25 protein-coding genes are annotated in these 25,154 nt (G+C 65.1%); 13 read left to right on the top strand and 12 right to left on the bottom strand.

Annotation, left to right across the window (positions count from 1 at the left end; translation table 11 throughout):
* Positions 1-8: 8 nt before the first annotated feature.
* On the bottom strand, positions 9-1,973 hold the full coding sequence (gene acs, locus ACN0V4_RS04070) for an acetate--CoA ligase (protein WP_417673272.1): 1,965 nt from the start codon (positions 1,971-1,973) through the stop codon (positions 9-11).
* Positions 1,974-2,441: 468 nt separating this feature from the next.
* Between acs and ACN0V4_RS04075 the strand changes: the two genes are divergently transcribed.
* The 3 genes from ACN0V4_RS04075 to ACN0V4_RS04085 all read left to right on the top strand — a co-directional run bounded on the left by ACN0V4_RS04075 (position 2,442) and on the right by ACN0V4_RS04085 (position 4,315).
* Entirely contained in the window at positions 2,442-2,867 is a 426-nt protein-coding gene (locus tag ACN0V4_RS04075) for a GlcG/HbpS family heme-binding protein (protein WP_417673274.1), read from the top strand.
* A 120-nt stretch (positions 2,868-2,987) separates the two neighbouring features.
* Positions 2,988-3,767 carry a gamma-glutamyl-gamma-aminobutyrate hydrolase family protein gene (locus ACN0V4_RS04080; RefSeq protein ID WP_417673276.1) on the top strand — a complete coding sequence of 260 codons (780 nt, stop codon included), beginning with the start codon at positions 2,988-2,990 and terminating at the stop codon, positions 3,765-3,767.
* The gene (locus tag ACN0V4_RS04085) at positions 3,755-4,315 is read left to right on the top strand and encodes a flavodoxin domain-containing protein (RefSeq protein WP_417673278.1); all 561 of its coding nucleotides are present in this window, start codon (positions 3,755-3,757) and stop codon (positions 4,313-4,315) included. The genes ACN0V4_RS04080 and ACN0V4_RS04085 overlap by 13 nt, the downstream gene beginning before the upstream one ends.
* Here ACN0V4_RS04085 and ACN0V4_RS04090 read toward each other — a convergent pair.
* On the bottom strand, positions 4,312-6,552 hold the full coding sequence (locus ACN0V4_RS04090) for a molybdopterin cofactor-binding domain-containing protein (RefSeq protein ID WP_417673280.1): 2,241 nt from the start codon (positions 6,550-6,552) through the stop codon (positions 4,312-4,314). The two genes, ACN0V4_RS04085 and ACN0V4_RS04090, sit on opposite strands and share 4 nt — an antisense overlap.
* 4 nt (positions 6,553-6,556) lie before the next feature.
* Positions 6,557-7,021 carry a (2Fe-2S)-binding protein gene (locus tag ACN0V4_RS04095; protein ID WP_417673282.1) on the bottom strand — a complete coding sequence of 155 codons (465 nt, stop codon included), beginning with the start codon at positions 7,019-7,021 and terminating at the stop codon, positions 6,557-6,559.
* 106 nt (positions 7,022-7,127) lie between these two features.
* On the opposite strand from ACN0V4_RS04095, the gene ACN0V4_RS04100 reads away from it, so the two are divergent.
* Complete coding sequence (locus ACN0V4_RS04100) at positions 7,128-7,709, top strand: TetR/AcrR family transcriptional regulator (protein ID WP_417673284.1); 582 nt, start codon at positions 7,128-7,130, stop codon at positions 7,707-7,709.
* Positions 7,710-7,731: 22 nt separating this feature from the next.
* Here the strand turns inward: ACN0V4_RS04100 and ACN0V4_RS04105 are convergent, their stop codons facing one another.
* A complete protein-coding gene (locus tag ACN0V4_RS04105) occupies positions 7,732-8,484 on the bottom strand; it encodes an SDR family NAD(P)-dependent oxidoreductase (protein WP_417673286.1) in 753 nt (250 codons plus the stop codon).
* A 226-nt stretch (positions 8,485-8,710) separates the two neighbouring features.
* On the opposite strand from ACN0V4_RS04105, the gene ACN0V4_RS04110 reads away from it, so the two are divergent.
* From ACN0V4_RS04110 to ACN0V4_RS04120, 3 genes are all read left to right on the top strand, one after another.
* Positions 8,711-9,160, top strand: a complete 450-nt coding sequence (locus tag ACN0V4_RS04110; RefSeq protein ID WP_417673288.1) for a methyltransferase family protein — start codon at positions 8,711-8,713, stop codon at positions 9,158-9,160.
* 131 nt (positions 9,161-9,291) lie between these two features.
* Entirely contained in the window at positions 9,292-10,863 is a 1,572-nt protein-coding gene (locus ACN0V4_RS04115; protein WP_417673290.1) for a Re/Si-specific NAD(P)(+) transhydrogenase subunit alpha, read from the top strand.
* Between the two features lie 15 nt (positions 10,864-10,878).
* Positions 10,879-12,312 (top strand): NAD(P)(+) transhydrogenase (Re/Si-specific) subunit beta, encoded by a 1,434-nt coding sequence (locus ACN0V4_RS04120; protein ID WP_417673292.1) that lies wholly within the window; start codon positions 10,879-10,881, stop codon positions 12,310-12,312.
* Positions 12,313-12,316: 4 nt separating this feature from the next.
* Here ACN0V4_RS04120 and ACN0V4_RS04125 read toward each other — a convergent pair whose 3' ends face one another.
* The 5 genes from ACN0V4_RS04125 to ACN0V4_RS04145 are packed head-to-tail and all read right to left on the bottom strand — an operon-like array spanning position 12,317 to position 14,462.
* Entirely contained in the window at positions 12,317-12,718 is a 402-nt protein-coding gene (locus ACN0V4_RS04125; RefSeq protein ID WP_417673294.1) for a hypothetical protein, read from the bottom strand.
* Positions 12,719-12,726: 8 nt separating this feature from the next.
* Positions 12,727-13,044, bottom strand: coding sequence for a hypothetical protein (locus ACN0V4_RS04130; RefSeq protein WP_417673296.1), 318 nt, complete (start codon positions 13,042-13,044; stop codon positions 12,727-12,729).
* Complete coding sequence (locus ACN0V4_RS04135) at positions 13,041-13,652, bottom strand: RNA polymerase sigma factor (RefSeq protein ID WP_417673298.1); 612 nt, start codon at positions 13,650-13,652, stop codon at positions 13,041-13,043. Before ACN0V4_RS04135 ends, ACN0V4_RS04130 begins: the two co-directional genes overlap by 4 nt.
* 45 nt (positions 13,653-13,697) lie before the next feature.
* Positions 13,698-14,000, bottom strand: coding sequence for a hypothetical protein (locus tag ACN0V4_RS04140; RefSeq protein WP_417673300.1), 303 nt, complete (start codon positions 13,998-14,000; stop codon positions 13,698-13,700).
* A gap of 30 nt (positions 14,001-14,030) precedes the next feature.
* Positions 14,031-14,462 (bottom strand): EF-hand domain-containing protein, encoded by a 432-nt coding sequence (locus tag ACN0V4_RS04145; protein WP_417673302.1) that lies wholly within the window; start codon positions 14,460-14,462, stop codon positions 14,031-14,033.
* 159 nt (positions 14,463-14,621) lie between these two features.
* On the opposite strand from ACN0V4_RS04145, the gene ACN0V4_RS04150 reads away from it, so the two are divergent.
* The 3 genes from ACN0V4_RS04150 (at position 14,622) to ACN0V4_RS04160 (ending at position 16,770) form a co-directional block, all read left to right on the top strand.
* Positions 14,622-15,002, top strand: a complete 381-nt coding sequence (locus ACN0V4_RS04150) for a MerR family transcriptional regulator (protein WP_417673304.1) — start codon at positions 14,622-14,624, stop codon at positions 15,000-15,002.
* On the top strand, positions 14,995-15,369 hold the full coding sequence (locus ACN0V4_RS04155) for a carboxymuconolactone decarboxylase family protein (RefSeq protein ID WP_417673306.1): 375 nt from the start codon (positions 14,995-14,997) through the stop codon (positions 15,367-15,369). Before ACN0V4_RS04150 ends, ACN0V4_RS04155 begins: the two co-directional genes overlap by 8 nt.
* Before the next feature lie 105 nt (positions 15,370-15,474).
* A complete protein-coding gene (locus tag ACN0V4_RS04160; RefSeq protein ID WP_417673308.1) occupies positions 15,475-16,770 on the top strand; it encodes a DUF3422 family protein in 1,296 nt (431 codons plus the stop codon).
* Between the two features lie 90 nt (positions 16,771-16,860).
* Here the strand turns inward: ACN0V4_RS04160 and ACN0V4_RS04165 are convergent, their stop codons facing one another.
* The 3 genes from ACN0V4_RS04165 to ACN0V4_RS04175 all read right to left on the bottom strand — a co-directional run bounded on the left by ACN0V4_RS04165 (position 16,861) and on the right by ACN0V4_RS04175 (position 20,628).
* Positions 16,861-17,832 carry an ABC transporter permease gene (locus tag ACN0V4_RS04165; protein WP_417673310.1) on the bottom strand — a complete coding sequence of 324 codons (972 nt, stop codon included), beginning with the start codon at positions 17,830-17,832 and terminating at the stop codon, positions 16,861-16,863.
* Positions 17,825-18,832 carry an ABC transporter permease gene (locus tag ACN0V4_RS04170; protein ID WP_417673312.1) on the bottom strand — a complete coding sequence of 336 codons (1,008 nt, stop codon included), beginning with the start codon at positions 18,830-18,832 and terminating at the stop codon, positions 17,825-17,827. The genes ACN0V4_RS04165 and ACN0V4_RS04170 overlap by 8 nt, the downstream gene beginning before the upstream one ends.
* Before the next feature lie 95 nt (positions 18,833-18,927).
* Entirely contained in the window at positions 18,928-20,628 is a 1,701-nt protein-coding gene (locus ACN0V4_RS04175) for a peptide ABC transporter substrate-binding protein (RefSeq protein WP_417673314.1), read from the bottom strand.
* Between the two features lie 274 nt (positions 20,629-20,902).
* Between ACN0V4_RS04175 and ACN0V4_RS04180 the strand changes: the two genes are divergently transcribed.
* The 3 genes from ACN0V4_RS04180 to ACN0V4_RS04190 all read left to right on the top strand — a co-directional run bounded on the left by ACN0V4_RS04180 (position 20,903) and on the right by ACN0V4_RS04190 (position 25,138).
* On the top strand, positions 20,903-22,723 hold the full coding sequence (locus ACN0V4_RS04180) for a dipeptide ABC transporter ATP-binding protein (RefSeq protein ID WP_417673316.1): 1,821 nt from the start codon (positions 20,903-20,905) through the stop codon (positions 22,721-22,723).
* Between the two features lie 80 nt (positions 22,724-22,803).
* Positions 22,804-23,970 (top strand): acetylornithine deacetylase, encoded by a 1,167-nt coding sequence (gene argE, locus ACN0V4_RS04185; RefSeq protein WP_417673318.1) that lies wholly within the window; start codon positions 22,804-22,806, stop codon positions 23,968-23,970.
* A 1-nt stretch (position 23,971) separates the two neighbouring features.
* A complete protein-coding gene (locus ACN0V4_RS04190; RefSeq protein WP_417673320.1) occupies positions 23,972-25,138 on the top strand; it encodes a M20 aminoacylase family protein in 1,167 nt (388 codons plus the stop codon).
* Positions 25,139-25,154: the final 16 nt, after the last annotated feature.

Consider the following 25,154-nt stretch of genomic DNA (forward strand, 5'->3'; position numbering starts at 1 on the left):
GTCGCTCCTCAGTTGCCGGCGCGGTTGGCGATCAGATCGTCGACGACGGACGGATCGGCCAGGGTGGAGGTGTCGCCGAGCGATCCGAAGTCATTTTCGGCGATCTTGCGCAGGATGCGGCGCATGATCTTGCCCGATCGGGTCTTCGGCAGGCCGGGCGCCCATTGGATCACGTCGGGGCTGGCGATCGGCCCGATTTCGGTCCGGACCCAGTTGCGCAGCTCCTTCTTCAGCTCTTCCGACGGCTCCTGTTCATGCATCAGGGTGACATAGCAATAGATGCCTTGCCCCTTGATCTCATGCGGGTAACCGACCACCGCAGCCTCGGCCACGGCGACATGGGCCACCAGCGCGCTTTCGACCTCGGCGGTGCCCATCCGGTGGCCCGAGACGTTGATCACGTCATCGACCCGGCCAGTGATCCAATAGTCGCCATCCTCGTCGCGGCGGCAACCGTCGCCCGAGAAGTAATAGCCCTTGTAGTCGGCGAAATAGGTCTTCTCGAACCGCTCGTGATCGCCCCAGACGGTGCGCATCTGGCCCGGCCAGCTGTCCTTGAGGCACAGAACGCCCTCGGTCGGGCTTTCCTGGATTTCCTCGCCCGATTGCGGATCCAGAACCACCGGCTGCACCCCGAAGAAGGGTTTCATCGCCGCCCCCGGCTTCAGCGTATGGGCGCCGGGCAGGGGGGTCAGCAGATGGCCACCGGTCTCGGTCTGCCACCAGGTGTCGACGATCGGGCAACGGCCCTGGCCGACCACCTCGTGATACCAGTTCCACGCCTCGGGGTTGATCGGCTCGCCGACCGAGCCCAGCAGCCGCAGGCTGGAGAGATCACATTTGCGGACGAATTCCTCCCCCTGGCCCATCAGCGCGCGGATCGCGGTGGGGGCGGTGTAGAACTGGGTGACCTTGTGCTTTTCGCAGACCTGCCAGAAGCGCGAGGCATCCGGATAGGTCGGCACGCCCTCGAACATCAGCGTGGTGGCACCATTGGCCAGCGGCCCATAGACGATATAGCTGTGGCCGGTGACCCAGCCCACGTCAGCGGTGCACCAGTAAACATCGCCCTCATGATAATCGAAGGTGATCTCATGCGTCATCGCGGCATAGAGCAGATAGCCGCCCGAGGTATGCACCACCCCTTTGGGCTGGCCGGTCGAGCCGGAGGTATAGAGGATGAACAGCGGATCCTCGGCGCTCACCTCGACCGGGCGGGAGTAGTCGTTGGCCTCCAGCACCATTTCGTTATAGTCGAAATCGCGGTCGGCGATCCAGGTGGTCTGGTCGCCGGTGCGTTTCACCACCAGGCATTTCACCGTGTCCTTGCAGTGCAGCAGCGCCGCGTCGGCATTGGATTTCAGCGGTGTCTTGCGGCCGCCGCGCGGGGCGTGGTCGGCGGTGATCACCAGCTTGGCGTCGCAGCCGTTCACCCGGGCCGCCAGCGCGTCGGGCGAGAAGCCGGCGAAGACGATCGAATGGATGGCGCCGATCCGGGCGCAGGCCAGCATCGCATAGGCGGCCTCGGGGATCATCGGCAGATAGATCACCACCCGGTCGCCCTTGCGCACACCCAGTGTCTCAAGGATGTTGGCCATCCGGCAGACCCGGCGGTGCAACTGGGCATAGGTGATGTATTCGGCCGGCTCGTCGGGATTGTCGGGCTCGAAGATGATCGCGGTTTGATCGGCGCGGGTCGCCAGATGGCGGTCGAGGCAATTGGACGAGACATTCAGCGTGCCGTCGCCGAACCATTCGATATGGACATCGCCAAGCTCGAAACTGGTGTTCTTGACGGTGCTGTACGGCTTGATCCAGTCAAGCCGCTTGCCCTGCTCCCCCCAGAAGGCTTCGGGATCCTCGACCGAAGCGGCGTACATTTCCTGATACTTCGCGGCATCCACATGGGCGCGGGCAATCGTTTCGGCCGTCGGCGCGTAGACTCGGATCTCCGGATGTGCGGGACTGTTCATGTCAGGCTCCTCCCTCTGACTGTCTTCTGTCCGACTGTAGCGCAGAGTGCCCCTGCACGCCGTCGAATAGTGTCTCTCCTCGCCTCATAATACCCGTTCTTGAAAAGAATGAAATAACCTTAAGAAATAAAAGGATTTAATTGTAAAAGCGTTTATATTATGTCGCGTTTATAGTAAATATATTTGCTTTCCGTCTGGAAAGGCAGTTTTGGATCAGAGGGTTGTCAGTCAAGGTCTTTCCGGGTCAAGGCCGCTGCCGGGCCGCCGGTCGGCGATGTTTAGTCCCGGGCAGGTTCCGCTCGGGGGCCGCGGCGGTTTCGCCTCAGGCTTGCTTCGCGCCGGGCGGTTCCGATCACGCAAAGGTGAGTCGGTGCCGCCCGGCCATGCCCGCCCCTCCGCGCGGGGCTTCCGCCGGGATCGGATTTATGCGACGAGACGGGCAGGCGACAGGCGTTTGGGAGAGATCGGATGAACATAAACCTGGATCAGGCGCGGGGCATCATCCGCGCCGCCTTGGAGGCGGCGCGGGCGCGCGACATGCGACCGCTGGCAGTGGCGGTTCTGGATGCGGGCGGTCACCCGATCGCGTTCGAGCGCGAGGATGGCGCCCCTCCGGGCCGTTTCGCCATCGCCCAGGGCAAGGCCTATGGCGCGGTGATGATGGGCATGGGTGGGCGCAAGCAGATGGCCCGGGCCGAGGCGCAGCCCTATTTCATGTCGGCGCTGAACGGGGTCTATGGCGGCCAGATGGTGCCGGTGCCGGGCGGCGTTCTGGTGCGCGACGGCGACGGGCGGATCATCGGCGCGGTCGGGGTGACCGGCGACACCTCGGACAATGACGCCAGCGCGGCCTTGATCGGCATCGCGGCCGCGGGGCTGGTGGGCGAAGACTGATCCGGTGCCCATTTCTTGTGCAGCCGGGCACAACCGGTTGCGCCGTGGCGCAGGGGCGGACTGTTGCAGGGCAGCAGTCCTCTTTATATCTATCAGGGGAGTATTCGGAGATATTTTCCCATGACCCGCCCTGTTGTCGGCATCATCAGCAATTCCTTCCTGCTCAACGAGACCTATCCGGCTCACGGGGGCGGGACGATGAATTTCGAGGCGGTCTCGGGCGTCTCGGATTGTCTGGGGATGCTGATCGCCGCCGATCCCCGGTTCTCCTGCGTCGACGAGCTGTTGGAGATTTGTGACGGTTTCCTGCTGACCGGCGGGCGGCCCAATGTCCACCCCGAGGAATATGGCGAGGCGGAGACGTCGGCGCATGGTGCCTTTGATCGGGCGCGTGACGCGATCACCCTGCCGTTGGTGCGCGCCTGCGTCGAGCGGGGACAGCCGTTTCTGGGCATCTGCCGCGGCTTTCAAGAGGTCAACGTCGCCATGGGCGGTTCGCTCTATCCCGAAATCCGCGATCTGCCCGGCCGGATGAACCACCGGATGCCGCCGAACGGCACGCTGGAAGAGAAATTCGCCCTGCGCCATCGCGTCCGGCTGGTCGAGGGCGGCGCCTTTCACAAGCTGTTCGGCGCGCCCGAGGTGATGACCAACACGCTGCACGGCCAGGGCATCAAACGCCCGGGCGAACGGATCGTGGTGGAAGGCTGGGCCCCCGACGGCACGCCCGAGGCGATCCGGGTGCGCGACGCCAAGGGCTTTACCATGGCGGTTCAATGGCATCCCGAATGGGACGCGGTGAACGACCCGGTGTCGCGGCCACTGTTCACCGCCTTCGGCAAGGCCGTTCATGACTGGGCTGCCCGGAAACACGCCCAACCGCTGAAGTGCAGCGCCTGAGCGAGGCCGGGCAGGGGGCGCCTCGGCGCATCCTGATCTGCTATGCCAGCACCGAAGGCCAGACGCGCAAGATTTGCCGCTTTGCGGCTGAACAGCTTATTGCCAAGGGGCTGAGCGTCGAAATGCTGCCGGCCGGGGATGCGGCCGAGGTCGCCCTGGCCGCTTTTGACGCGGCGATCCTGGCGGGATCGGTGCATCTGGGCCGGTTGCAGCCGGAACTGGCCGAGTTCTGTTCCGAGCACGCCGGCACGCTGAACCGAATGCCGACGCTATTCCTTGTCGTCTCGCTCGTGGCCGCGGGCAATGACCCGGACGAGCGCGCGGCGCTGGACCGGATCGCCGCTGCCTTTGCTTCCGCCTCCGGCTGGCGGCCGGGCCGGGTGGAGCATGTCGCCGGTGCATTCCGGTTCGGCGCCTATGGCCCCCTGCGCCGTTGGGCGATGCGCTGGATCGCCTGGCGCAAGGGGCAGCGGATCGCGTCGGGACAGGACCGCGAATATACCGACTGGGCGGCGCTCGCGGCCCTGCTCAAGGGCTGGCCGGCCTAGCTCATCAGATCGAAATCCCCGGCCAGCGGCAGCCGGCGCGGCCGGGTGCCGGTCAGATCAAAGATCGCATTGCCAAGCGCCGCCATGGCGGGGGGCGTGCCGGGTTCGCCGGCGCCGGTGATATGGGCCTGGGTTTCCAGGATCTTCACCTCGACCTTCGGCATCGTGTGGATGCGCAGCGCGTCGTAATCGGGGAAATTCTGCTGATCGACCGCACCGCCGGTAAAGGTGATCTCGCCGAAGCAGGCGGCTGACAGACCATAGGCCAGCGCCCCGGTGAATTGCTGCTCCAGATTGCCGGGGTCGAGCGCGGTGCCCACGTCTGCCGCGATCCAGGCGCGGCTGATGGCGATGCCCTCGTCGCGATCCACGACCTCGATCACCGTGGCGGTGGGTACTCCGAAGCTGTAGCAGAAACCGACACCGCGCCCGGTATTGGCGGGCTTGGGGCCGGTCCAGCCGGACATCTCGCGCACCGCCTCCAGCACCGCGCGGGCGGGGGCATAGGTCTCGCCCATCGCCGCCAGCCGGAAGGCCAGCGGATCGGCCTTGGCCGCTATCGCCATTTCGTCGAGGAACCAGTCGAACATCACCCCGTTGAACGAGGCGCCGACCGACCGCCAGAAGCCCACCGGCAGGTCGAGATCGGCCAGATAGCCGCGAATGCGGTAGTTCGGGATCGCATAGGGCTGGTTATAGGCGCCATCCACCGTGCCCTTGTCGGGGCCCGCCGCCGGCAGCCCGAGCCAGCGGCCCATCGCCTGCTGCGTCGCCCCCTGGGCGGCGATCTGCCCGTCGATCATCACCGCCTTGCCATCCTTCACCCCACCGCGATAGCGCGCCACGGCGCCGGGGCGATAGAAGTCATGGCTCATGTCCTCTTCCCGGCTCCAGGTGAGCTGGACCGGGGTATCCGCCATCTCCTTCGCCACCCGGGCGGCATAGACGGAAAAGTCGAACTCTGCCCGCCGGCCGAAACCGCCGCCCATCAGCGTGGTGTGCACCTCGACCTGTTCGGGCTCCAGCCCCACCGCCTCGGCACAGGCGTTGCGGGCGAAGATCGGCGCCTGGTTGCCGCACCAGAGATCCAGCCGGATCCCGGAATAGAGCGCGGTGGCGTTCATCGGCTCCATCGTCGCATGGGCGAGATAGGGCAGGCGATACTCGGCGCTGATGATCTGGGTGCCGAGCGGCGGTTCCTCGACGTTGCCGTCCTCGCGCAGGGTGGAATTCGCGCCACCGTCGAAGCTCTTGGCGATCTTGCCGAAGATCGCCTCCATATCGGCGGGATGCGGGCTCGGGCCCCAGTCGACATCGACCGCCTCGGCCGCCTGCATCGCCAGCCAGGTGTTGGTGGCGATCACGGCAAAGCCGTCGCCCAGGTTCACCACCTTGTCGACCCCGGGCATCTGCCGCGCCTGGGTATCGTCGAGCCGGATCATCTTGCCGCCCAGATGCGGGTTGATCTTGAGCGCGGCGAATTTCATCCCCTTCTGCCGCACGTCGATCCCGAAGGTGGCGGTGCCGGTGGCCTTGGCGAGCATGTCGATGCGCGGCTGGGTCTTGCCCAGCAGCCGCCAGTCCGACTTCGGCCGCAGCGGCGCCTCGATCGGCGCCAGCGTCGCGGCCTCCTCTGCCAGATCGGCATAGGGCAGGCGGCTGCCATCCGGCGCGATCACCTCGCCCCGCTCGGTCCTGAGCTGGGCGCGCGCGACCCCCAGCCGCTTGGCGGCCACTTCCTTCAAGGTCTCCCGCGCGCTGGCGCCGGCGGCGCGCATCCGCTCGAACCCGTCGGGCATCGAGGTGGAGCCGCCGGTGAGCTGCATGTTCATCACCTTGCCGAGCTTGCCCAGCTGTTCGGCCACCGCATGGGTGAAATCGGAGCGGTCATAGCCCTTGTCGGGCAGCACCTCTCCCATCACCACGGAATTGTAATAGGCCTGCGCCGCGGGGCCATGCAGCACCCGCACCTGATCCAGATCGACATCCAGCTCCTCGGCGATCAGCGCCGCCCAGGTGGTATGCACGCCCTGGCCCATCTCGGCCTTGGGGGCGATCAGGGTGATGCCCTGGGGGTCGATCAGCACGAAGGGGTTGAGCGTGCCGCCACCCTTGGGCGCCGTCAGCGGGTTCGGCGCCGGGCGGGAGACGTAATAGGCGCCGAAGGCGACGCCGCCGATCAGCGCGGCAGAGCCGATCAGGAAGGAGCGGCGGGCGATTTTACCGATACGGGACATGGGCTCAGCCCTCCTTCATCATGGTCGCGGCGCTGTGGATGGCGGCGCGGATGCGGGGATAGGTGCCACAGCGGCAGAGATTGCCCTGCATCGCCTCGTCGATCTCCTCATCCGTGGGGGTGGGCGTTTCGGCCAGAAGGGCGGCGGCCTGCATGATCTGGCCGGACTGGCAATAGCCGCATTGCGCCACCTGATGATCGACCCAGGCCTGTTGCAGCGCCGACAGCATGTCGGGCGTGCCAAGACCCTCGATCGTGGTGACCGCCCCCGCCACATCGCCAAGTGCGACCTGACAGCTGCGCACCGCCACCCCGTCGATCTGTACCGTGCAGGCACCGCAGGCGGCGACGCCGCAGCCGTATTTCGTGCCGGTCAGCCCCAGTTCGTCGCGCAGCACCCAGAGGAGGGGGACGTCTTCGGGCAGATCAACGCTGTGAGACGTGCCATTGATCGTCAGAGAAATTGGCATGGGGAGACTCCCGGCTTGAATGAGGTCTGACATTTGTAACGCAAAGTGTCAGTTTGTAATTGGCATGTCAATTGACATTTTAGTCATTTTCTGTCAGCTCGTCCGCATGAGCGAAACGACACCCGATACCCGGCAGTCCGTCATTCTGCAGGCGGCGCTACAGGCCTTCGCGGCCTATGGATTCCGCAAGACCTCGATGGATGATATAGCGCGCGGCGCCGGCGTGTCGCGTCCGGCGCTCTACTTGCGGTTCCGCAACAAGGAAGACATCTATCGCGCCCTGACCGAGGCGCATTATGATGCGGCCGCTCGAGAGATTTCGGTGGCGCTGGAGGGCGGTGGCAGCGTGGCAGACCGTCTGGCGGCGGCCTTTGCCGTCCATGGCGGCGATGTGGTGAAGCTGATGATCAGCTCCCCGCACGGGATGGAGCTGATGGACGCGGGCTTCGCCGTCGCCGGTGATCTGGTCAAGGCGGGGGAGGCGCGGCTGACCTCCGTCTATGCCGCATGGCTCGCGCAGGCCGCGGCGGCGGGGCAGGTCCGCCTGACCGGTGCGCCGGACCAGATCGCCGCGACGCTGACCTCGGCGCTGAAGGGCATCAAGATGGCGGTGCCGGATTATCCCAGCTATGTGGTGCGGGTCGAACAGCTGGCCGCGCTGATCGGGGCCGGGTTGACGCCGCGCTGACGGAGCGCGGCGCCTGAGCGGCTCAGATCTGGCCGCCGGCGATCTCGATGCACTGGCCGTTGATGCTCTGCGATCCGGGGCCGACCAGCCACATGGCGGCGGCGGCGACCTCTTCGGGTTCGATCAGGCGACGGTGGCGGTTCTCGTTCACCATCATGTCGCGCGCCTTGTCGGCGCTCAGCCCGGTGCGCTGGGCGATGGTCTCGGTGTTGCGGGTGACGATCGGGGTATCGACATAGCCGGGGCAGATCGCGTTGAAGGTGAAACCGGTGCCGAGGTAATCCTCGGACAGCGATCGGGTCAGCCCGATCACCCCGTGTTTCGAGGCCGAATATCCCGCCGCCCCCTTCAGCCCGTGCAGCCCGGCGATCGAGGCCACGGTGATCACCCGGCCCCAATCGGTCTGCACCATGCCGCGCAGGCTTTCCCGGATGGTCAGGAAGGCGCCGTCGAGGTTGGTGGCCATGATGTTGCGCCACATCTCGAGCGAGGTCTTGTGCAGCGCGCGGCCCTCGGCGATGCCGGCATTGGCGACGCAGATTTGGATCGGGCCGCGGGCCTCGACCGCCGCGGCGATGGTGGCGACGACCTCTTCTTCCGACCGCACGTCCATCGCCATGCCGGTGATCCCGTCACCGGCGACCTCGTCCAGCACCGCCTGGCGCCGGCCGGTGATCGTGACCTGCGCCCCCTGAGCCGCCAGCGCCTGGGCAATGGCCAGACCGATGCCGGTGCCGCCACCGGTGACGAGCGCGTGTTTTCCTGTCAGTGACATCTGAAATCCTCCCTTGGTCGATCGGCAGACTAGCCGCTGACCGGGCCGGCGCAAGGCGCGTCGTACCGTCACTTCGTCAGACGATACCGCATTTCATCGCAACTGGTTTTGACTGTCACCGAAAGCGGGTAATATCGGGCGACAGGCAGCGAGAGGGAGCGGCGATCATGCAAATTTCTTCGAAGAAATTTGCCAAGATTTTTCGAAAAATCTTGGGTGATGCGTGATGCGCTGGCTGGATGTGCCGCCGGTCTGGCTGGTCGCCTGTGCCGTGCTGGCCTGGGCCCAGGCGCGGTTCTGGCCCATGGGGCTCAGCTTCGGCGGGGATTGGGCGCAGCTGCTCGGCGGGCTTCTGGCCGGGGCCGGGGTACTGCTGATGCTGCTCGCCGTCTATGAGTTGCGGCGCCAGCACACCACCGTCCTGCCGCACAAGACGCCCGATCGGCTGGTGCAGTCGGGCGTCTTCAGCCGCAGCCGCAACCCGATCTATCTGGGCGACGTGCTGCTGCTGGCCGGGCTGATCCTGCGATTTGACGCGGTTCTGGCCTTGCCGCTGATCCCGATCCTGACCTGGGTGCTGGAACGGCGCTTCATCCTGCCCGAGGAAGATCGTATGCGGCGCAAATATCGGGCGGAGTTCGCGCGATACGAACAGAAGGTGCGCAGATGGGTGTAGCTCATATGTACCAAACGATCGGACGATTCTATGCCGCGCTTGCGAAATTTTCTTGCGCAGGATAGGGGACGAATTTGCAATCAATACCAAGTTACGCCCCTAGGGCGGGGCGGTAGAGGGGGACTGAATAGGTGAAAATAGGGACACCGAAGGAAATCTACGAGGGCGAAGCGCGGGTCGCGATGACGCCCGACTCGGCTCTGCAGTTGCAGAAGCTGGGTTATGACTGCGCCATCGAAACTGGCGCCGGCGCGGCCGCCGGGTTTTCGGATGCCGCCTATGAGGCTGCCGGGGTCGAGGTCGTCAAGACCGCCGCTGATCTGTGGAAAGAGGCGGATATCATCGCCAAGGTCCGTCAGCCCAGCGACGCAGAGCTTGCACTGCTGGACAAGGGCAAGACGCTGATCTCCTTCTTCAACCCGGGCGGCAATGCCGACGGGCTGGAAAAGGCCAAGGCCTCTGGCGCCGCTGTCATCGCCATGGAAATGGTGCCGCGGATCAGCCGTGCCCAGAAGATGGATGCGCTGTCGTCGATGGCCAATATCGCCGGCTATCGCGCGGTGATCGAGGCCGGCAATAACTTCGGCCGCTTCTTCACCGGCCAGATCACCGCCGCGGGCAAGGTGCCGCCGGCGAAGGTTCTGGTGGTGGGCGCCGGTGTGGCCGGTCTTGCCGCGATCGGCACCTCGACCTCTCTTGGTGCTGTCACCTATGCCTTCGACGTGCGTCCCGAGGTGGCCGAGCAGGTCGAATCGATGGGGGCTCAATTCGTCTATCTCGACTTCGAGGAAGAGCAGCAGGACGGCGCCGCCACCGGCGGTTACGCCTCGGTCTCCAGCCCCGAATTCCATGCTGCCCAGCTCAAGAAATTCCGCGAGCTGGCGCCCGAGATGGATATCGTCATCACCACCGCGCTGATCCCCAACCGCGAGGCGCCGGAACTGTGGACCGAGGACATGGTGAAAGCCATGAAACCGGGCTCGGTGATCGTCGATCTCGCGGCCGAGAAGGGCGGCAACTGCAAGCTGACCGTCAAGGACGAGAAGATCGTTACCGACAATGGCGTCACCATCATCGGCTATACCGACTTCCCCAGCCGGATGGCGACCCAGGCCTCGACGCTCTATGCCACCAACATCCGTCACATGATGACCGACCTGACCCCGAACAAGGACGGTCAGATCGTGCACAACATGGAAGATGACGTGATCCGCGGTGCCACCGTCGCCTTTGGCGGTGAGATCACCTTCCCGCCGCCGCCGCCGAAAGTGCAGGCGATCGCGGCGCAGAAGAAGGAGAAGCCGAAGGAGCTGACGCCCGAGGAGAAGAAGGCGCAGGAGGCTGCGGCCTTCAAGAGCCAGACCAAGACGCAGATCACCCTGCTGGTGGTCGGTGGTGCGCTGCTGCTGGGCGTGGGCCTGGTGGCCCCGGCCAGCTTCATGCAGCACTTCATCGTCTTCGTGCTGTCGGTCTTCATCGGCTTCCAGGTGATCTGGAACGTCTCCCACAGCCTCCACACGCCATTGATGGCGGTCACCAACGCGATTTCGTCGATCATCATCCTCGGTGCGCTGATGCAGATCGGCTCTGGCTCCGGGCTGGTGATCGTGCTGGCGGCGTTGTCGGTCTTCATGGCCGGGATCAACATCTTCGGCGGCTTCCTCGTGACACGGCGCATGCTCGCCATGTTCCAGAAATCCTAAAGGGAGGTGGAGACAATGGACTTCGGATTCACCACGGCGGCCTATGTGGTCGCAGCCGTCCTCTTCATCCTCTCGCTCGGGGGGCTGTCGGGGCAGGAAAGTGCCAAGCGCGCCGTCTGGTACGGCATTTCGGGCATGGCGCTGGCGGTCTTCGCCACGCTGATCGGGCCGGGCTCGGGCCTGTGGCTGCTGTCGCTGGTCCTGATCGCGGGCGGCGGCATCATCGGCTATATCGTCGCCACCCGCGTGCAGATGACGGAAATGCCGCAACTCGTGGCGGCGATGCACTCTCTGGTCGGTCTCGCCGCCGTCTTCGTGGGCTTCAACGCCCATATCGAAGCCGCGCGGATTGCCACCATGACCCCCGAGGCGCGCGGGGCGCTGACCGGTTTCGCGGCGCTGGTCGCGCATAAGAGCCCGGTCGAGCTGAGCATCCTCAAGGTCGAGCTGTTTCTTGGCGTCTTCATCGGCGCCGTGACCTTCACCGGGTCGGTCATTGCCTTCGGCAAGTTGGCTGGCAAGGTGACCTCGAAGGCGACCAAACTGCCGGGCGGTCACCTGCTGAACGCAACCGCGGCGATCCTGTCGGTCATCCTGCTGATCATGTACATGAACGGCGCCGGCGGCTGGACCCTGATCGCGATGACGCTGCTGGCCTTCTTCATCGGCTATCACCTGATCATGGGCATCGGCGGCGCCGACATGCCGGTGGTGGTGTCGATGCTGAACAGCTATTCGGGCTGGGCCGCGGCGGCGATCGGTTTCTCGCTGGGCAACGATCTGCTGATCGTGGTCGGCGCGCTGGTCGGTTCCTCGGGTGCGATCCTCTCCTACATCATGTGCAAGGCGATGAACCGGTCCTTCGTCAGCGTGATCCTCGGCGGCTTCGGTGGCACCACCGGTCCGCAGATGGAGGTCGAGGGCGAACAGGTGGCGATCGACGCCGAAGGCGTGGCGGCAGCTCTGAACGAGGCCGACAGCGTGATCATCGTGCCGGGCTATGGCATGGCGGTGGCGCAGGCGCAGAACGCCGTCTCCGACCTGACCCGCAAGCTGCGGGCCGCGGGCAAGGAAGTGCGCTTTGCGATTCACCCGGTCGCCGGCCGTCTGCCCGGGCACATGAACGTGCTGCTGGCCGAGGCGCGGGTGCCCTATGACATCGTGATGGAGATGGACGAGATCAACGACGACTTCCCCAACACGGATGTGGTCATCGTGATCGGCTCGAACGACATCGTGAACCCGGCCGCGCAGGAAGATCCGAACAGCCCGATCGCCGGCATGCCGGTGCTCGAGGTCTGGAAGGCGAAACAGGTCTTCGTGTCGAAGCGCGGTCAGGGCACCGGCTATTCCGGCATCGAGAACCCGCTGTTCTACAAGGAGAACACGCGGATGTTCTATGGCGACGCCAAGGATAGCGTCGACAAGCTGATCCCGCTGATCGACTAGGTGATCAATTGTCCTGCTGGGCGTGGTCTTCGATCACGTCCAGCAGGATTGCCTGAACATGGGCGAGAGTGCCCGTGACCTGATCGCGGAACTCTGTCATCGCCTCTTGGGTGCTGGCCCGGTCGAAAGGCCGGGCCATTGCCATTTCGACGATCTTGCTGCGGGCGGCGACGATCTGCGCCAGCTCCTGCTTGATCTCGGGCTGATGCGCCTTCAGCGCCGCATTGAATTCCCTGCGATAGTCGCGCGGGAAAAGCGCCGATTGCGATCCGGGCCCCAGCAGGCTGCTGCGCATCTGCTGGAACCGCAGCACGGTGCCGATGCTGACCGCATTGCCCAGCAGCGACACCGCCAGCACGCCGATCAGGATCATCCGGCCCCGGTTCCGACGGGGTTTGTGCGACATCTCCGGCATCACCAGCCTCCCGTGGTCAGAACCAGACCGTCGCCAACGGCGCTGATCAGCCCGATCAATTCGGCCGACACGCCCAGAAGTGGCAGCGCCACGTATCCGGCCAGAAGGCCGAGCGACAGCAAGGTGCCATAGCCGGCCAGCAGGCCGCCGGCGCCAAGATGCAGGCGCGGCTGTGATGTGGCCACGACCAGCCGGGTCAGCACCGCTTGGCTCAGCGCTCCGGGGCCGGCAAGGTCGTCCGCCTCGCCCAGGGTATCGCGCAGCCAGTGATCGAAAGCCTCGTCCGCGTCTGGCGGGACGATGGGGGTGTCTGTCATCTCTCCGGTCTCCCTTTCATTCCGTTCTCCCGGGTCTGCCGGGCCTCCTCCTCCAATCGGGCGCGCAACCCGCCGCGAGCGCGCACCAGAAGCTGTTCGACCGCGCCCGGACTGGTGCCAAGCGCGGCTGCGACCGCTGCGGTGTCCAGCTCGGCGACCACCTTCAACAGCAGCGCCATGCGCTGACGTTGGGGCAGGGCCTGCAGCGCCGGGGTCAGTTGTGCCAACCGTTGCCGGGCGTCGGTCTGCTGTTCCACATCCGGAGCGGGATCGACGGGCCCGTCGCCCAGTTCCGGAGTGTCGAGCCCGAGAAACTGTCGCAAGCCGCGCCGTCGGCGCTGGTCGATGCAGAGGTTCACCGCAATGCGGTAAAGCCAGGTCGACACCGCCGCCTTGGCGGGGTCATAGCGATGCGCCAGCCGCCAGGCGCGCAGGAACACCTCCTGCGCGACATCCTCGGCATCGGCGACATTGCCAAGGGTGCGGGCGGCAAAGCTCTCGATGCCCCGGCCATAGAGCCGGATCAGCCCGGCCAATGCCGAACGATCCCCGGCGGCCATCGAGGCCACCAGGGCTTGCGCCTGCTCTGGGGGGGAGAGATCGCTCACCCGTCCTCCATCAATTGCACGTCGCTTTGCCGTCGGGCGCCGGGATCAGCGGTTGACCTGACGGGTCCGTCCGCCGGTCTGCCCATTGGCTCCGATCCGCGACACCGTGGTGGTCGATTGCCCATCGCCGGTCACCCGGGTCCGGTTGCGGGTCGCGGTCTGGCCGTTGGCGGTGGTGGCCGTGGCACTGGTCTGACACATGGCGGTGCCGCCACCACGCAGGCAATCGCGGCTTTTCTGGATCGTGCCGCCATTATTGCCGGTGACGGTGACGGATTGGGCAGCCGCCGGCAGCGCGAGGAGCGCCGCGATGAGCGATGCGGCGGTCAGACGAATGGGGGTTTGCATGGAAATCTCCTGAAATGGATACTTTGGGGGCTATTGTTTCGGCGCGAGATAACGGGCGATGCGGGTGAATTCGGCGCGGCTGAGCGCGCCGTCGCCATTCTGGTCGGCAAGGTCGAAGCCTCGGGTCTGGGCGGTGTATTCGGCCAGGCTCAGCCGGCCGTCGCCATTGGCATCCTGCTGCCAGACACGGGTGTTGCGCTGCATCCGGCTGCCGCCCTGACCGCCGGCGCGCGCCGCCTCGATCTCCTCGCGGGTGAGAAAGCCGTCGCCATTGGCATCGAGCGCGGCGAACATCTGCCGGCGCAGGTCGAGAAACTCCTCCCGGCTGAGGCTGCCGTTGCCATTGGCGTCGAGCCGGGCAAAGGCCTGGTCCGCCGGCGTCTCGGCCGCGAGTGGCAGCACCAGAACGCCGAGGCTGAGCGCGGCCAGCAGCGGCAGGGCGGTTGGGGATTTGCGGTTCATCGCGTCCTCTCGTGTTGCTCTGTGCAAGGCTTTACGGGCGTGCGGACCCACTCCTACGCGGCGCACCGTTTTTTTTCCCCGCAGGCGCAGAAAACCGCTTGAGCTGGAGTGTACTCCAGCCCGTAAGCTTGGGACGACTCAGGCAGAAAGGGTCATGCGATGAAGATTTCCGAGATGGCTGAACGTTCAGGCCTCAGCATCGACACGCTGCGGTTCTACGAGAAGATCGGGTTGATCGAGCCGCCGCCGCGCGACGATGCCGGCCGGCGCGATTACCCCGAGGCGGCGTTGGGCTGGATCCGCTTTCTCGACCAGCTCAACGCCACCGGCATGAAACAGGCCGACCGCATCCGTTATGCCCGGCTGCGCGCCGAAGGGCCGGCCACCTATGCCGAACGCCGCGCCATGCTCGAAGCGCACCGCACCGAGATCGCCCGCCGCCTGGCTGAGCTGGAAGAGACGCTCGCGCTGATGGACCGCAAGGTCGCCCATTATCGCGCATTGGAAAACGAGACACAGAAGGAGATGACGAATGTCTGATGCATTGCAGAAGGGCCGCGACCTGCTGGCCGAGATGAACCCGGGGTTGGAGGCCGCCTTGGCGGATCGCTATGATGCGACGATCCCTGGCATGGCCGAAACCCTGGTCGAATGGGCCTATGGCCGGCAATACGCGCGCGAGGGGCTCGATCTGCGCACTCGCCAGCTTTGCACCGTGGCGGCGCTGACCGCGATGGGCGGGCAGACCGGGCCGCAACTGAAGGTGAATATCGAACACGCGCTGGCCGCGGGCGCCAGCGAACGCGAGGTGCTCGAGGTCATCTGGCAGATGGCGGTCTATGGCGGAATGCCGGCGGCGATCAACGGTCTGAACGCGGCGATCGAGGTCTTCGACCGGGCGGCCTGAGCGAATGTATACGGTGGTATTCCAGTAACTAGTTGAAATATAAAAAGAGTTTTGAAAATTTGGGCGGCGGGGCTATAACGGGGGTTCCCTGACGGAGCCGAGGCCATGCCGCCCATCGAAGATCATCCCCTGCGCTATCAGCTTGCCAACGAGCTGCACGCGCGTCCCTTTCCCGTCGTCACCCCTCCGGCCACGGTGGTCTATCTGGCGATCAAGCAGCCGACGCAGGCGGTCAGCCGGGATCGCGCCGTCGATCTGGCGCATCTGACCGAATTGCTCGACCGTCACGGCGCACCGCATCCGCAGCCGGGGGCGACGCATTATTCCGGCCGGATCGGCCGGCACGTGCTGAAATGGGAGCAGCACACCGAATTCGTCACCTATACGGCGATTTCCGCGGGGCTGTCGGAGCGTGCCTTCGATCCGGCGGATTTTGATGTTTTCCCTGAGGATTGGCTGGGCCGCGCCCCGGGGCAGCGGATCACCTCGATCGCCATCCGGGTGGCGGCGCGGCCGGATGACGAGGGCATCAACGCGGCTCTGGCGGATTGGTTCGTGGCCGAAAGCACCGCGGTGTCGCATGTGCTGGACGATGCCGCCGTCGCCGCCGGAGATTTCCGCATCGACCCTGCCGGCAACATGCGCTTTGCCGTCTTTGTGACCGAGGGCACCGGCCAGCGCCGGGTCGGCCGGGTGGTACAGCGGCTATGCGAGATCGAGACCTATAAGGCGATGTCGATGCTGGGGTTTTCCCGCGCCCGAGGACTGGCGCCGAAGATCGACGCGCTCGACACCCGGCTGCTCGGGCTGATGACGGACATGAGCGGCGGCAACAGCCCGGCGGATCAGACCCTGACCCGGCTCTTGTCGATCTCGGCCGAGTTGGAGACGCTGGCGGCGCGGGGGGCCTTTCGCTTCGGTGCCACCGGCGCCTATGAAGCCCTGGTCAACCAGCGCATCGCCTCGCTGCGGGAAGGCTGGTTCCAGGGGCGGCAGAGCTTTGGCGACTTCATGGCGCGCCGCTATGAGCCGGCGATGCGCACGGTGAAATCGACCGAGACCCGCTTGCAGGCGCTGGCCGACCGCGCCATGCGCGCCGGAGAGCTGTTGCGCACCCGGGTGGATGTCGAGCGCAGCGGCCAGAACCAGGCGCTTTTGGCCAGCATGGACCGGCGTGCCGATCTCTCGCTCAGGTTGCAGCACACGGTCGAGGGGCTGTCGGTGGTGGCGATCAGCTATTACGCGGTCTCGCTGGCCTCCTATCTGTTCTATCCCGTGGCCGAGCTTGGCGGCCTCAGCAAGGGGATGTTGACAGCGGCGCTGGTGCTGCCTGTCGCGCTGGCGGTCTGGGCCGGGGTGCGCCGGGTGCGGCGGCGGCTTGAGGGCGGCGCGGGCCATTAGGGCCAGTGATTAGGGCCAGTGATTAGGGCAGGGGCAAACGAAAACCGCCGCCCCTTGGGGCGGCGGTCTGTCTTTGTGCGTCCGGATGGCTCAGCGCCCGCGAATGCGCGGATCGAGCGCATCGCGCAGACCATCACCCAGATAGTTGACGCTGAGCACGGTGAGCGAGATCGCCAGACCCGGCCAGAACACCCGCTCTGGGTATTGCTGCAGATAGTCGGTGGCGTCGAACAGCAGCCGCCCCCAGGTGGGGAAGTCCGGCGGGAAGCCGAGGCCGAGGAAGCTGAGCGAGCTTTCGGTGATGATCGCGGTGGCGATCCCCAGCGTGGCCGAGACCATGATCGGCGACAGCACGTTGGGCAGGATGTGCCGCAGGATCATCAGCGCGTTGGTGGTGCCGATCGACCGGGCGGCCAGCACGAATTCCCGCTCCTTGATCGCCAGCACATCGCCGCGCACGATCCGGGCCGTGGGCATCCAGCTGGTCACCCCGATCGAGACGACGATCAGGATGAAGATGCCTTGTTCGGGCCCGAAGGCAGCGTTCAGCGGATCGCGGAACAGCAGCATCATCACCAGCAGCAGCGGCAGCAGCGGCAGCGCCAGGAACAGATCTGTCAGCCGCATCAGCAGCCCGTCGAGCCGTTTGAAGAAGCCCGACAGAACACCCACCAGCGATCCGAGACCCAGCGCCAGCAGCATCGCGGTGATGCCGACCGAGACCGAGGTCTTGCCGCCCGCCATCATCCGCGCAAAGGTGTCGCGGCCAAGCTGGTCGGTGCCGAAGGGATGGGTAAAGCTGGGGCCCTGGTTGCGGGCGCGGATGTCGATCTTGGTCGGATCTAAGTCCCAGAACATCGGCCCGAGATAGACCCAGACGATGATCACGAGGAACAGGCACCCGCCATAGAGCGCGCCCCTGTGGTTCTTGAACTGATGCCAGACTTCGCGCCATTGGCGTTGCGGCGGTTTGGTGAATTCCTCCAGCGTGCCGGCTGCGGGCAGGGCGGTCGAGGCCGGGGCGATTCCGTCGTCGGGCACCAGACGGTCGTTGTCAGTCATAGCGGATCCTCGGGTCAAGCAGGCCATAGAGCACGTCGGCGATCAGGTTGAACAGCACGATCAGCACCGCGAAGATGAAGGTCAGCGTCTGCACCATCGGCAGGTCGTTGGCCTGGATGGCGCCGATCAGCAGCTGGCCGATGCCGTTCACCTTGAACACCTGTTCGGTGATGATCGCGCCGCCGAAGATCGAGGGCACCCCGAGCGCGATGACGGTGACCACCGGGATCATCGAGTTGCGCAGGACGTGAACCAGGACCACGGTCCTTTCGCCCAGCCCCTTGGCGCGGGCGGTACGGACGTAATCCTGATTGAGGTTATCCAGCATCGAGGCGCGCATGAAGCGGCTGATCTGGGCGGTGATCTGCAACGCCAGCACCGTCACCGGCATGATCATCTGCCTGAGCTGAACGACGAAGCTGTCCCAGTTGTCCACCTTGAGGGTGGTATCATAGATCGAGGGGAACCAGCCCAGGTTGACAGAGAAGATGACGATCACCAACACGCCCGAGAAGAAGGGCGGTACCGAAAAGCCGATCATCGACACGAAGGTGCCGGCCTGGTCGAACCAGGAATATTGCCGGTAGGCGGAATAGATGCCGATCGGCAGCGCGATCAGCACGCCCACCACATAGGCGGTGCCGACCACCCAGAGGGTCTGGGGAATGCGCTGAATCACGATATCCATCACCGGGCTGCGGGTCTGCCAGGAGATCACGCGCAGATCGCCGGCCGAGAAGCTGGTGCCGAAGATATGGTCGATCAGCACCTGCGGCTCGATCCAGAAGAACTGGACCAGCCACTTCCAGAACCGCACGTGCACCGGCTGACCAAGCCCCAGCGCCTCGCGCATTTTCTCTTTGACTTCCGGCGGCACGGTGAGGGGGACCTGTGCCATCGGGTCGCCGGGTGCGAATTCCAGGAGCAGGAACAGCACCAGGCTGATGAACAGTAACGTCGGCACGGCCAAGACCAGGCGCCGAACGGTAAAGGTGAGCATGGAGGATACACCCTAGGTTCTGTGGGGTGCCCCGGGGGGCACGCCCTTGTCAGAAAGAACAGCCCCGGACGGTGCCAGGGCTGTCGATGGCCGGTTTACTTGATGCGGTACCAGTCCGCCGCATTCCAGAGTTCGGAGTCCCAGGTGTTCAGCAGGACCCCGCCCAGGGTGTTGGAATGCGCCGAGACGCGGCCGCGATCGACCAGCGGAATGATGGCATAGCTTTCCTTGGTCAGCATCTCGTTCAGCTTGATGGCGAGCTGACCGCGTTTCTCCAGCGCGCCGGTGTTCAGCAGCTCGTCGAGCAGCTTGTCGTATTCCGGATCGCAGTAGCGGTTGATGTTGGTGCCCTGCCACTGGGTGGAGGGTTTCGGTTCCGCGCCGCAGCGACGGGTGGCCAGATAGGCCTGCGGATCGGTGCCGTCGAAGTTGTTGGCGTACATCTCGACGTCGGCATAGAACTTCTGGAAAGTGTCGGGCGAGCCCGGGTCACCGCCGAAGAAGACCGAGCCGGAGATATTGCGCAGTTCGGTCTCGACGCCGATTTCGCTCCACCACTGCTTGATCAGCGCCTGGAAGTCCTGACGCACCGCGTTGGTCGAGGTCTGGAAGAGCAGTTGCAGCTTCATGCCGTCCTTTTCGCGCACCCCGCCGGCACCGACTTTCCAGCCGGCTTCCTCGAGCAGCGCCTTGGCGCCCTCGATGTCCTGCGTCATGCAGTCGGTATTGGGCGAGGCATAGAGCGCCGGAGCCGGCACCAGGTTGCAGGTCGGTCGGCCGGCCTGGCCATAGCCCACCTCGGTCAGCAGGCCGCGGTCGATCGCCATCGACAGCGCCTTGCGCACGCGCAGGTCGCTCAGGATCGGATGCGGCGCCTCGCGGGTCGATCGCACATCGTCGGGCAGCGAGGGCGACGGATCGGTCAGGTTGACCTCGATCCGTTCGACCAGGGTGCCGAAGGCCGAGACGGCGACGCCCTTGCCGGCGGCGGCCATCTGCGCGATCACCTCGGGGGCGAGCTGCAGGTTCCAGGCATAATCGTATTCGCCGGTTTCCAGCACCGCACGACCGGCCGCGGTGGCATCGCCGCCGCCCTTGAAGTTCACCTTGGCGAAGGCCGGTTTGGCCGGGTCGCGATAGTTGGGGTTGGCCGACAGCGCGATCACGTCGTTGGGGCGGAAGTCATCCACCTTGAAGGGGCCGGTGCCGATCGGAGAGAAGTTCGCCTCGGTGCATTCGGGGGCCTTGGTGCCCAGGCAGTTCTGGAACTGTGCCTTTTGCAGGATCGGCGATTGCGCGCCCATGAAGGGGCCATAGGGGTTCGGCATCGGCCGTTTGAAGGTGACCTTCACGGTCAGGTCATCCAGCGCCTCGACCTTGTCGACGCCGTCGAACTTGGCAAGCTGAGCGCAGCCACCTTCGGGATGCATGCAGTATTCCGCGGTGAAGGCCGGGTCGGCCGCGGTCACCGGGCTGCCATCCGACCACTTCAGGCCGGGCTTCAGCTTCCAGGTGATCGTCATCAGGTCAGACGAAACACCGCCGTTCTCCAGCGTCGGGATCTCGGCGGCGAGGAAGGGCACCATATTGCCCTCCGGATCATAGCGGCCCAGCGGTTCCAGCACCAGGGACGAGGATTCGATGTCCTTGGTGCCGCCCGACAGATAGGGCGTCATGATCGACGGCGCCTGCCAGTAGATGATGTTGACGGTGCCGTCGCTGCCGCGTTCAGCCATGGCAGCCGGCGCCAGTGCGGTCGAGGCAATGGCGCCGAGCAATAGGGATTTGATCTTCATTATACACTCCACGTTGGACACATTGTCGTGTCGCTTTATCCGCTCGTCCGAGCAGAGTTTTTGGTTCCGTAGCGTCACGCAAAATATTGGAATTCAAGAAAAATACTCGAGCAGTCGGAGCATTCTCAGCAATTCGCGGCGACGGATACATGACCATCGAAACAAAGTTTGAGAAAAAAGCAAGCCTTGCCGCGGGGAAATTCTGTTCGGGGGTTTGACACCGGCGCCATGCCGGCCTTAGCGTCGGGTCAATAATTATAAAAAGGGGAGCGCTGTGCTGGATAATCCGATCGCCCGGATCGAAGGGCTTCGCGTCGAATTCGAAACCAAAGATGGTCCCGTTGTCGGGGTCGAGAATGTGTCGTTTTCCGTAAATCCCGGTGAAACCGTCTGTATCGTCGGCGAATCCGGCTCTGGCAAGTCGGTGTCCTCGTTGTCGCTGATGCGGCTGGTGGAGTTCGGAGGGGGCGATATCGCGGCCGGGCGCCTAATTTTTGATCGTCGCAACGGTGAGGAAGTCGACCTTGCCAAGGCCGATCAGGATCTGATGCGCCAGATCCGCGGCAATGAGATCGGCATGATCTTCCAGGAGCCGATGACCGCGCTCAATCCGGTCTTCACGGTCGGGCGGCAGCTCACCGAAGGGTTGCGGGTGCACAAGGGGATGACCAAGGCCCAGGCCCGTGCCCGCGCTTTGGAGCTGCTGCGCGAGGTACGCATTCCTGAACCCGAACGGCGGCTGGATCAATATCCGCACGAGCTGTCGGGCGGTATGCGCCAGCGGGTGGTGATCGCCATGGCGATGGCCTGCGAGCCGCGCCTGCTGATCGCGGACGAACCGACAACCGCGCTCGACGTGACGATCCAGGCTGAAATCCTCGCCCTGATGGACCGCCTCAAGCGCGAGACCGGCACGGCGGTGATGTTCATCACCCACGACATGGCCGTGGTCGCCCAGATGGCGGACCGGGTTGTCGTCATGTTCCGTGGCAACAAGGTCGAAGAGGGGCCGGTCGAGCAGATCTTCGAGAACCCGCAACACGATTATACCAAGGCGCTGCTTGCGGCGGTGCCGAAGCTGGGCGAGATGCGTGGCAAGGCGGCGCCCGAGCCGATGAAGCTGATGGGCGTCGAGAACCAGAAGATCGAACCGATTCCCGGCACCGACGAGGTGCTGTTGCGGGTCAAGGGGCTGACCACGCGCTTCGCGGTCAAGGGCGGTTTCTTCCGTCGCACCGTCGCCAATGTCCACGCGGTCGAGGATGTCTCCTTCACCATCAACAAGGGGCAGACGCTGAGCCTGGTGGGCGAATCCGGTTGCGGCAAATCGAGCTGTGGCCGATCGGTGCTGCGGCTGGTCGAACCCATGGCCGGAGAGATCGAGCTTGATCGCAAGGACATCATGTCGCTGAACGATCGCGATCTGCGCAAGGCGCGGCTCGACATGCAGATGATCTTCCAGGATCCCTTCGCCTCGCTCAATCCGCAGATGCAGCTGCTGGATCAGGTGGCCGAGCCGATGCGCAACTATGGCATCGCCTCGGGGTCCGAGATCCAGGATCGCGTCGCCTCCCTGTTCGACCGGGTGCAATTGCCGCGCAGCTTCATGCGCCGCTATCCGCACGAGATGTCGGGCGGCCAACGGCAGCGGATCGCCATCGCGCGGGCGTTGGCGCTGAACCCCAAGCTGATCGTCTCGGACGAGGCGGTCTCGGCGCTCGACGTCTCGGTGCAGGCGCAGGTGCTGAACCTGATGATGGAGCTGCAGGCGGAACTGGGGCTGTCCTATCTTTTCATCAGCCATGACATGGCGGTGGTCGAACGGGTCAGCCACCATGTCGGCGTGATGTATCTGGGCCGCATCGTCGAGATGGGGCCGCGCGCCGCCGTCTTCGAAAATCCGCAGCACCCCTATACCCAGGCGCTGATGAAGGCGGTGCCGATCGCCGACCCGCATCGCCGCAAGGCCGAGAAGGATTTGAACTTCAAACCGATCCCGTCGCCCATTCATTCACCGGATTATCGGCCCGAGCCTTCGCTTTATCGCGAGGTGAGCCCGGGCCATATGGTGCTGACCACCGACAGCGGCTATTGACCGATGCGAACCGGGCCGGCGGACAAGACGCCTTCGCGCCACCGCGCGGCCCGGGATTTTCCCTACCGAACGGACCTTAGATGCCGACCCGATTGACCCCCCGCCAGATCCTCGCCCAGTTGGTGAGCTTTCCCTCTGTCAGCCGCGACAGCAACCTTCCCCTGATCGACTGGGTCGAGGAGTATCTGGCCAGCCACGGCATCTCCGCCCACCGCCATTACAACGACGACGGCGACAAGGCGGCGCTTTTCGCCCATGTCGGCCCCTGGGAAGAGGGGGCCGTGGTGCTCTCCGGTCATACCGATGTGGTGCCCGTCGATGGTCAGCCCTGGACCGACGATCCCTTCGTGCTGACCGAACGCGACGGCAAGCTCTATGGTCGGGGCGCCGCCGATATGAAGGGCTTTGACGCGCTGTCGATCTGGGCCCTGGTCGAGGCGCAGGCGCGCGGGGTGAACCGCCCGCTGCAGATCGCGCTCAGCTATGACGAGGAAGTCGGCTGCACCGGCGCGCCGCCGTTGATCGAGGCGATGCAGAAGGTGCTGCCCAAGGGGACGGCGGCCATCATCGGTGAGCCGTCGATGATGAAGACTGTGACCGGCCACAAGTCGGGCCGCGGCTATTGGATCGACGTCTGGGGGCACGAGGTCCACAGCTCGATCCTGCATACCGGGATCAACGCGATCATGGAGGCGGCCAAGATCATCGCCTGGGAAAACGAGGTCAACGCCGAACAGAGGGCCAAGACCCCGTCGCCCATCGCGGCGATGTTCGTGCCGCCCTGGACCACCTTGCACACCGGGCTGATCGAAGGCGGCACGGCGGCCAATATCACCGCCAAACATTGCCGGTTCGATTTCGGCTTTCGCGCCGTGCCGGATGAAACATTGGACGACTGGCATGTCCGCCTGATGGCCAAGGTGGCCGAGGTCGAGGCCGAGATGAAGGCAGTGGTGCCGGAAACCCGGATCGACGTGACCGAACGCTTTTCCGTTCCCGGGCTGCGCCCCGAAACGGAGGGGGCGGCCGAGGAGATCATCCGCCAGGTCACCGGCGACAATGCCACCCATGTGGTGAGCTACGGCACCGAGGCCGGGCATTTCCAATCCGCCGGCTATTCGGCGGCGGTCTGTGGGCCCGGCGACATCGCCCAGGCGCATCAGCCCGACGAATTCATCACCATCGCCCAGTTCGAGGCCGGCGCCGCCTTCATGGACCGTCTCGTCACCCGTCTGCAGGAGGTCTGAGATGCCGATCAAGAACCGTCTTGCCGAGATGCACGCCGAAATCACCGGGTGGCGTCGATACCTGCACGAGAACCCGGAACTGGAATTCGCCTGCCAGAACACCGCCGGCTTCGTGGTCGACCGTCTGCGCGACTTCGGGATCACCGATATCACCACCGGCGTGGGGAAATCGGGCGTGGTGGCCCGGATCGAGGGCAAATCCAACACCTCGGGCCGGGTGATCGGGCTGCGCGCCGACATGGATGCGCTGCCGATCCTGGAGGCGACCGGCAAGGACTATGCCTCGAAGACCCCGGGCAAGATGCACGCCTGCGGTCATGACGGCCACACCGCGATCCTGCTGGGCGCCGCCAAATACCTGGCCGAGACGCGCAATTTCGATGGCACCGTGGTGCTGATCTTCCAGCCGGCCGAGGAAAACGGCGGCGGCGGTCGTGCCATGTGTCGCGACGGGCTGATGGAGCGCTGGGGCATTCAGGAGGTCTACGGGCTGCACAACATGCCCGGCCTGCCCGAGGGCGCCTTCGCCATGCGCCCCGGCGCGTTGATGGCCTCGACCGACCAGTTCGAGATCACCCTCACCGGACGCGGCGGCCATGCCGCGGCGCCGCATCAGGCGATCGACACCAATCTCGCCGCAGCCCAGGTGGTGGTGGCGCTGCAATCCATTGCCTCGCGCAATGTCAACCCGCTGGATCATGTGGTGGTCTCGGTCTGCACCCTGCGGTCGGATACCGAGGCGTTCAACGTCATCCCCCAGACCGTGCTGCTGCGTGGCACCGTGCGGGCGCTGTCGAGCCAGGTGCGCGATCTGGCGCAGGAGCGGCTGACCAAGCTGACCGCCGCCACCGCCGAGGCCTATGGCTGCGTGGCCGAGATCGACTATCTGCGCGATTACCCGGTCACGGTGAACGATGCCGACAGCGTTGCGATCGCGGGGGATGTCGCCGCGCTGGTGACGCCCCAGGTCGATCGGGACACCCCGCCGATCATGGCGGGCGAGGATTTCTCCTTCATGCTGGAGGAGCGCCCCGGCGCCTATGTCTTCCTTGGCGTCGGCGACGGTCCGGGGCTGCATCATCCCAAGTACGATTTCAACGACGCGGTGATCCCGGTCGGCTGCAGCTGGTTCGCCGAGCTGGTCGAACAGCGGATGCCCGCCGCCTGAGTTTTCCGAGAGAAAG

The organism is Pseudodonghicola sp. (assembly GCF_048268305.1).
Lineage (GTDB): Bacteria > Pseudomonadota > Alphaproteobacteria > Rhodobacterales > Rhodobacteraceae > Pseudodonghicola.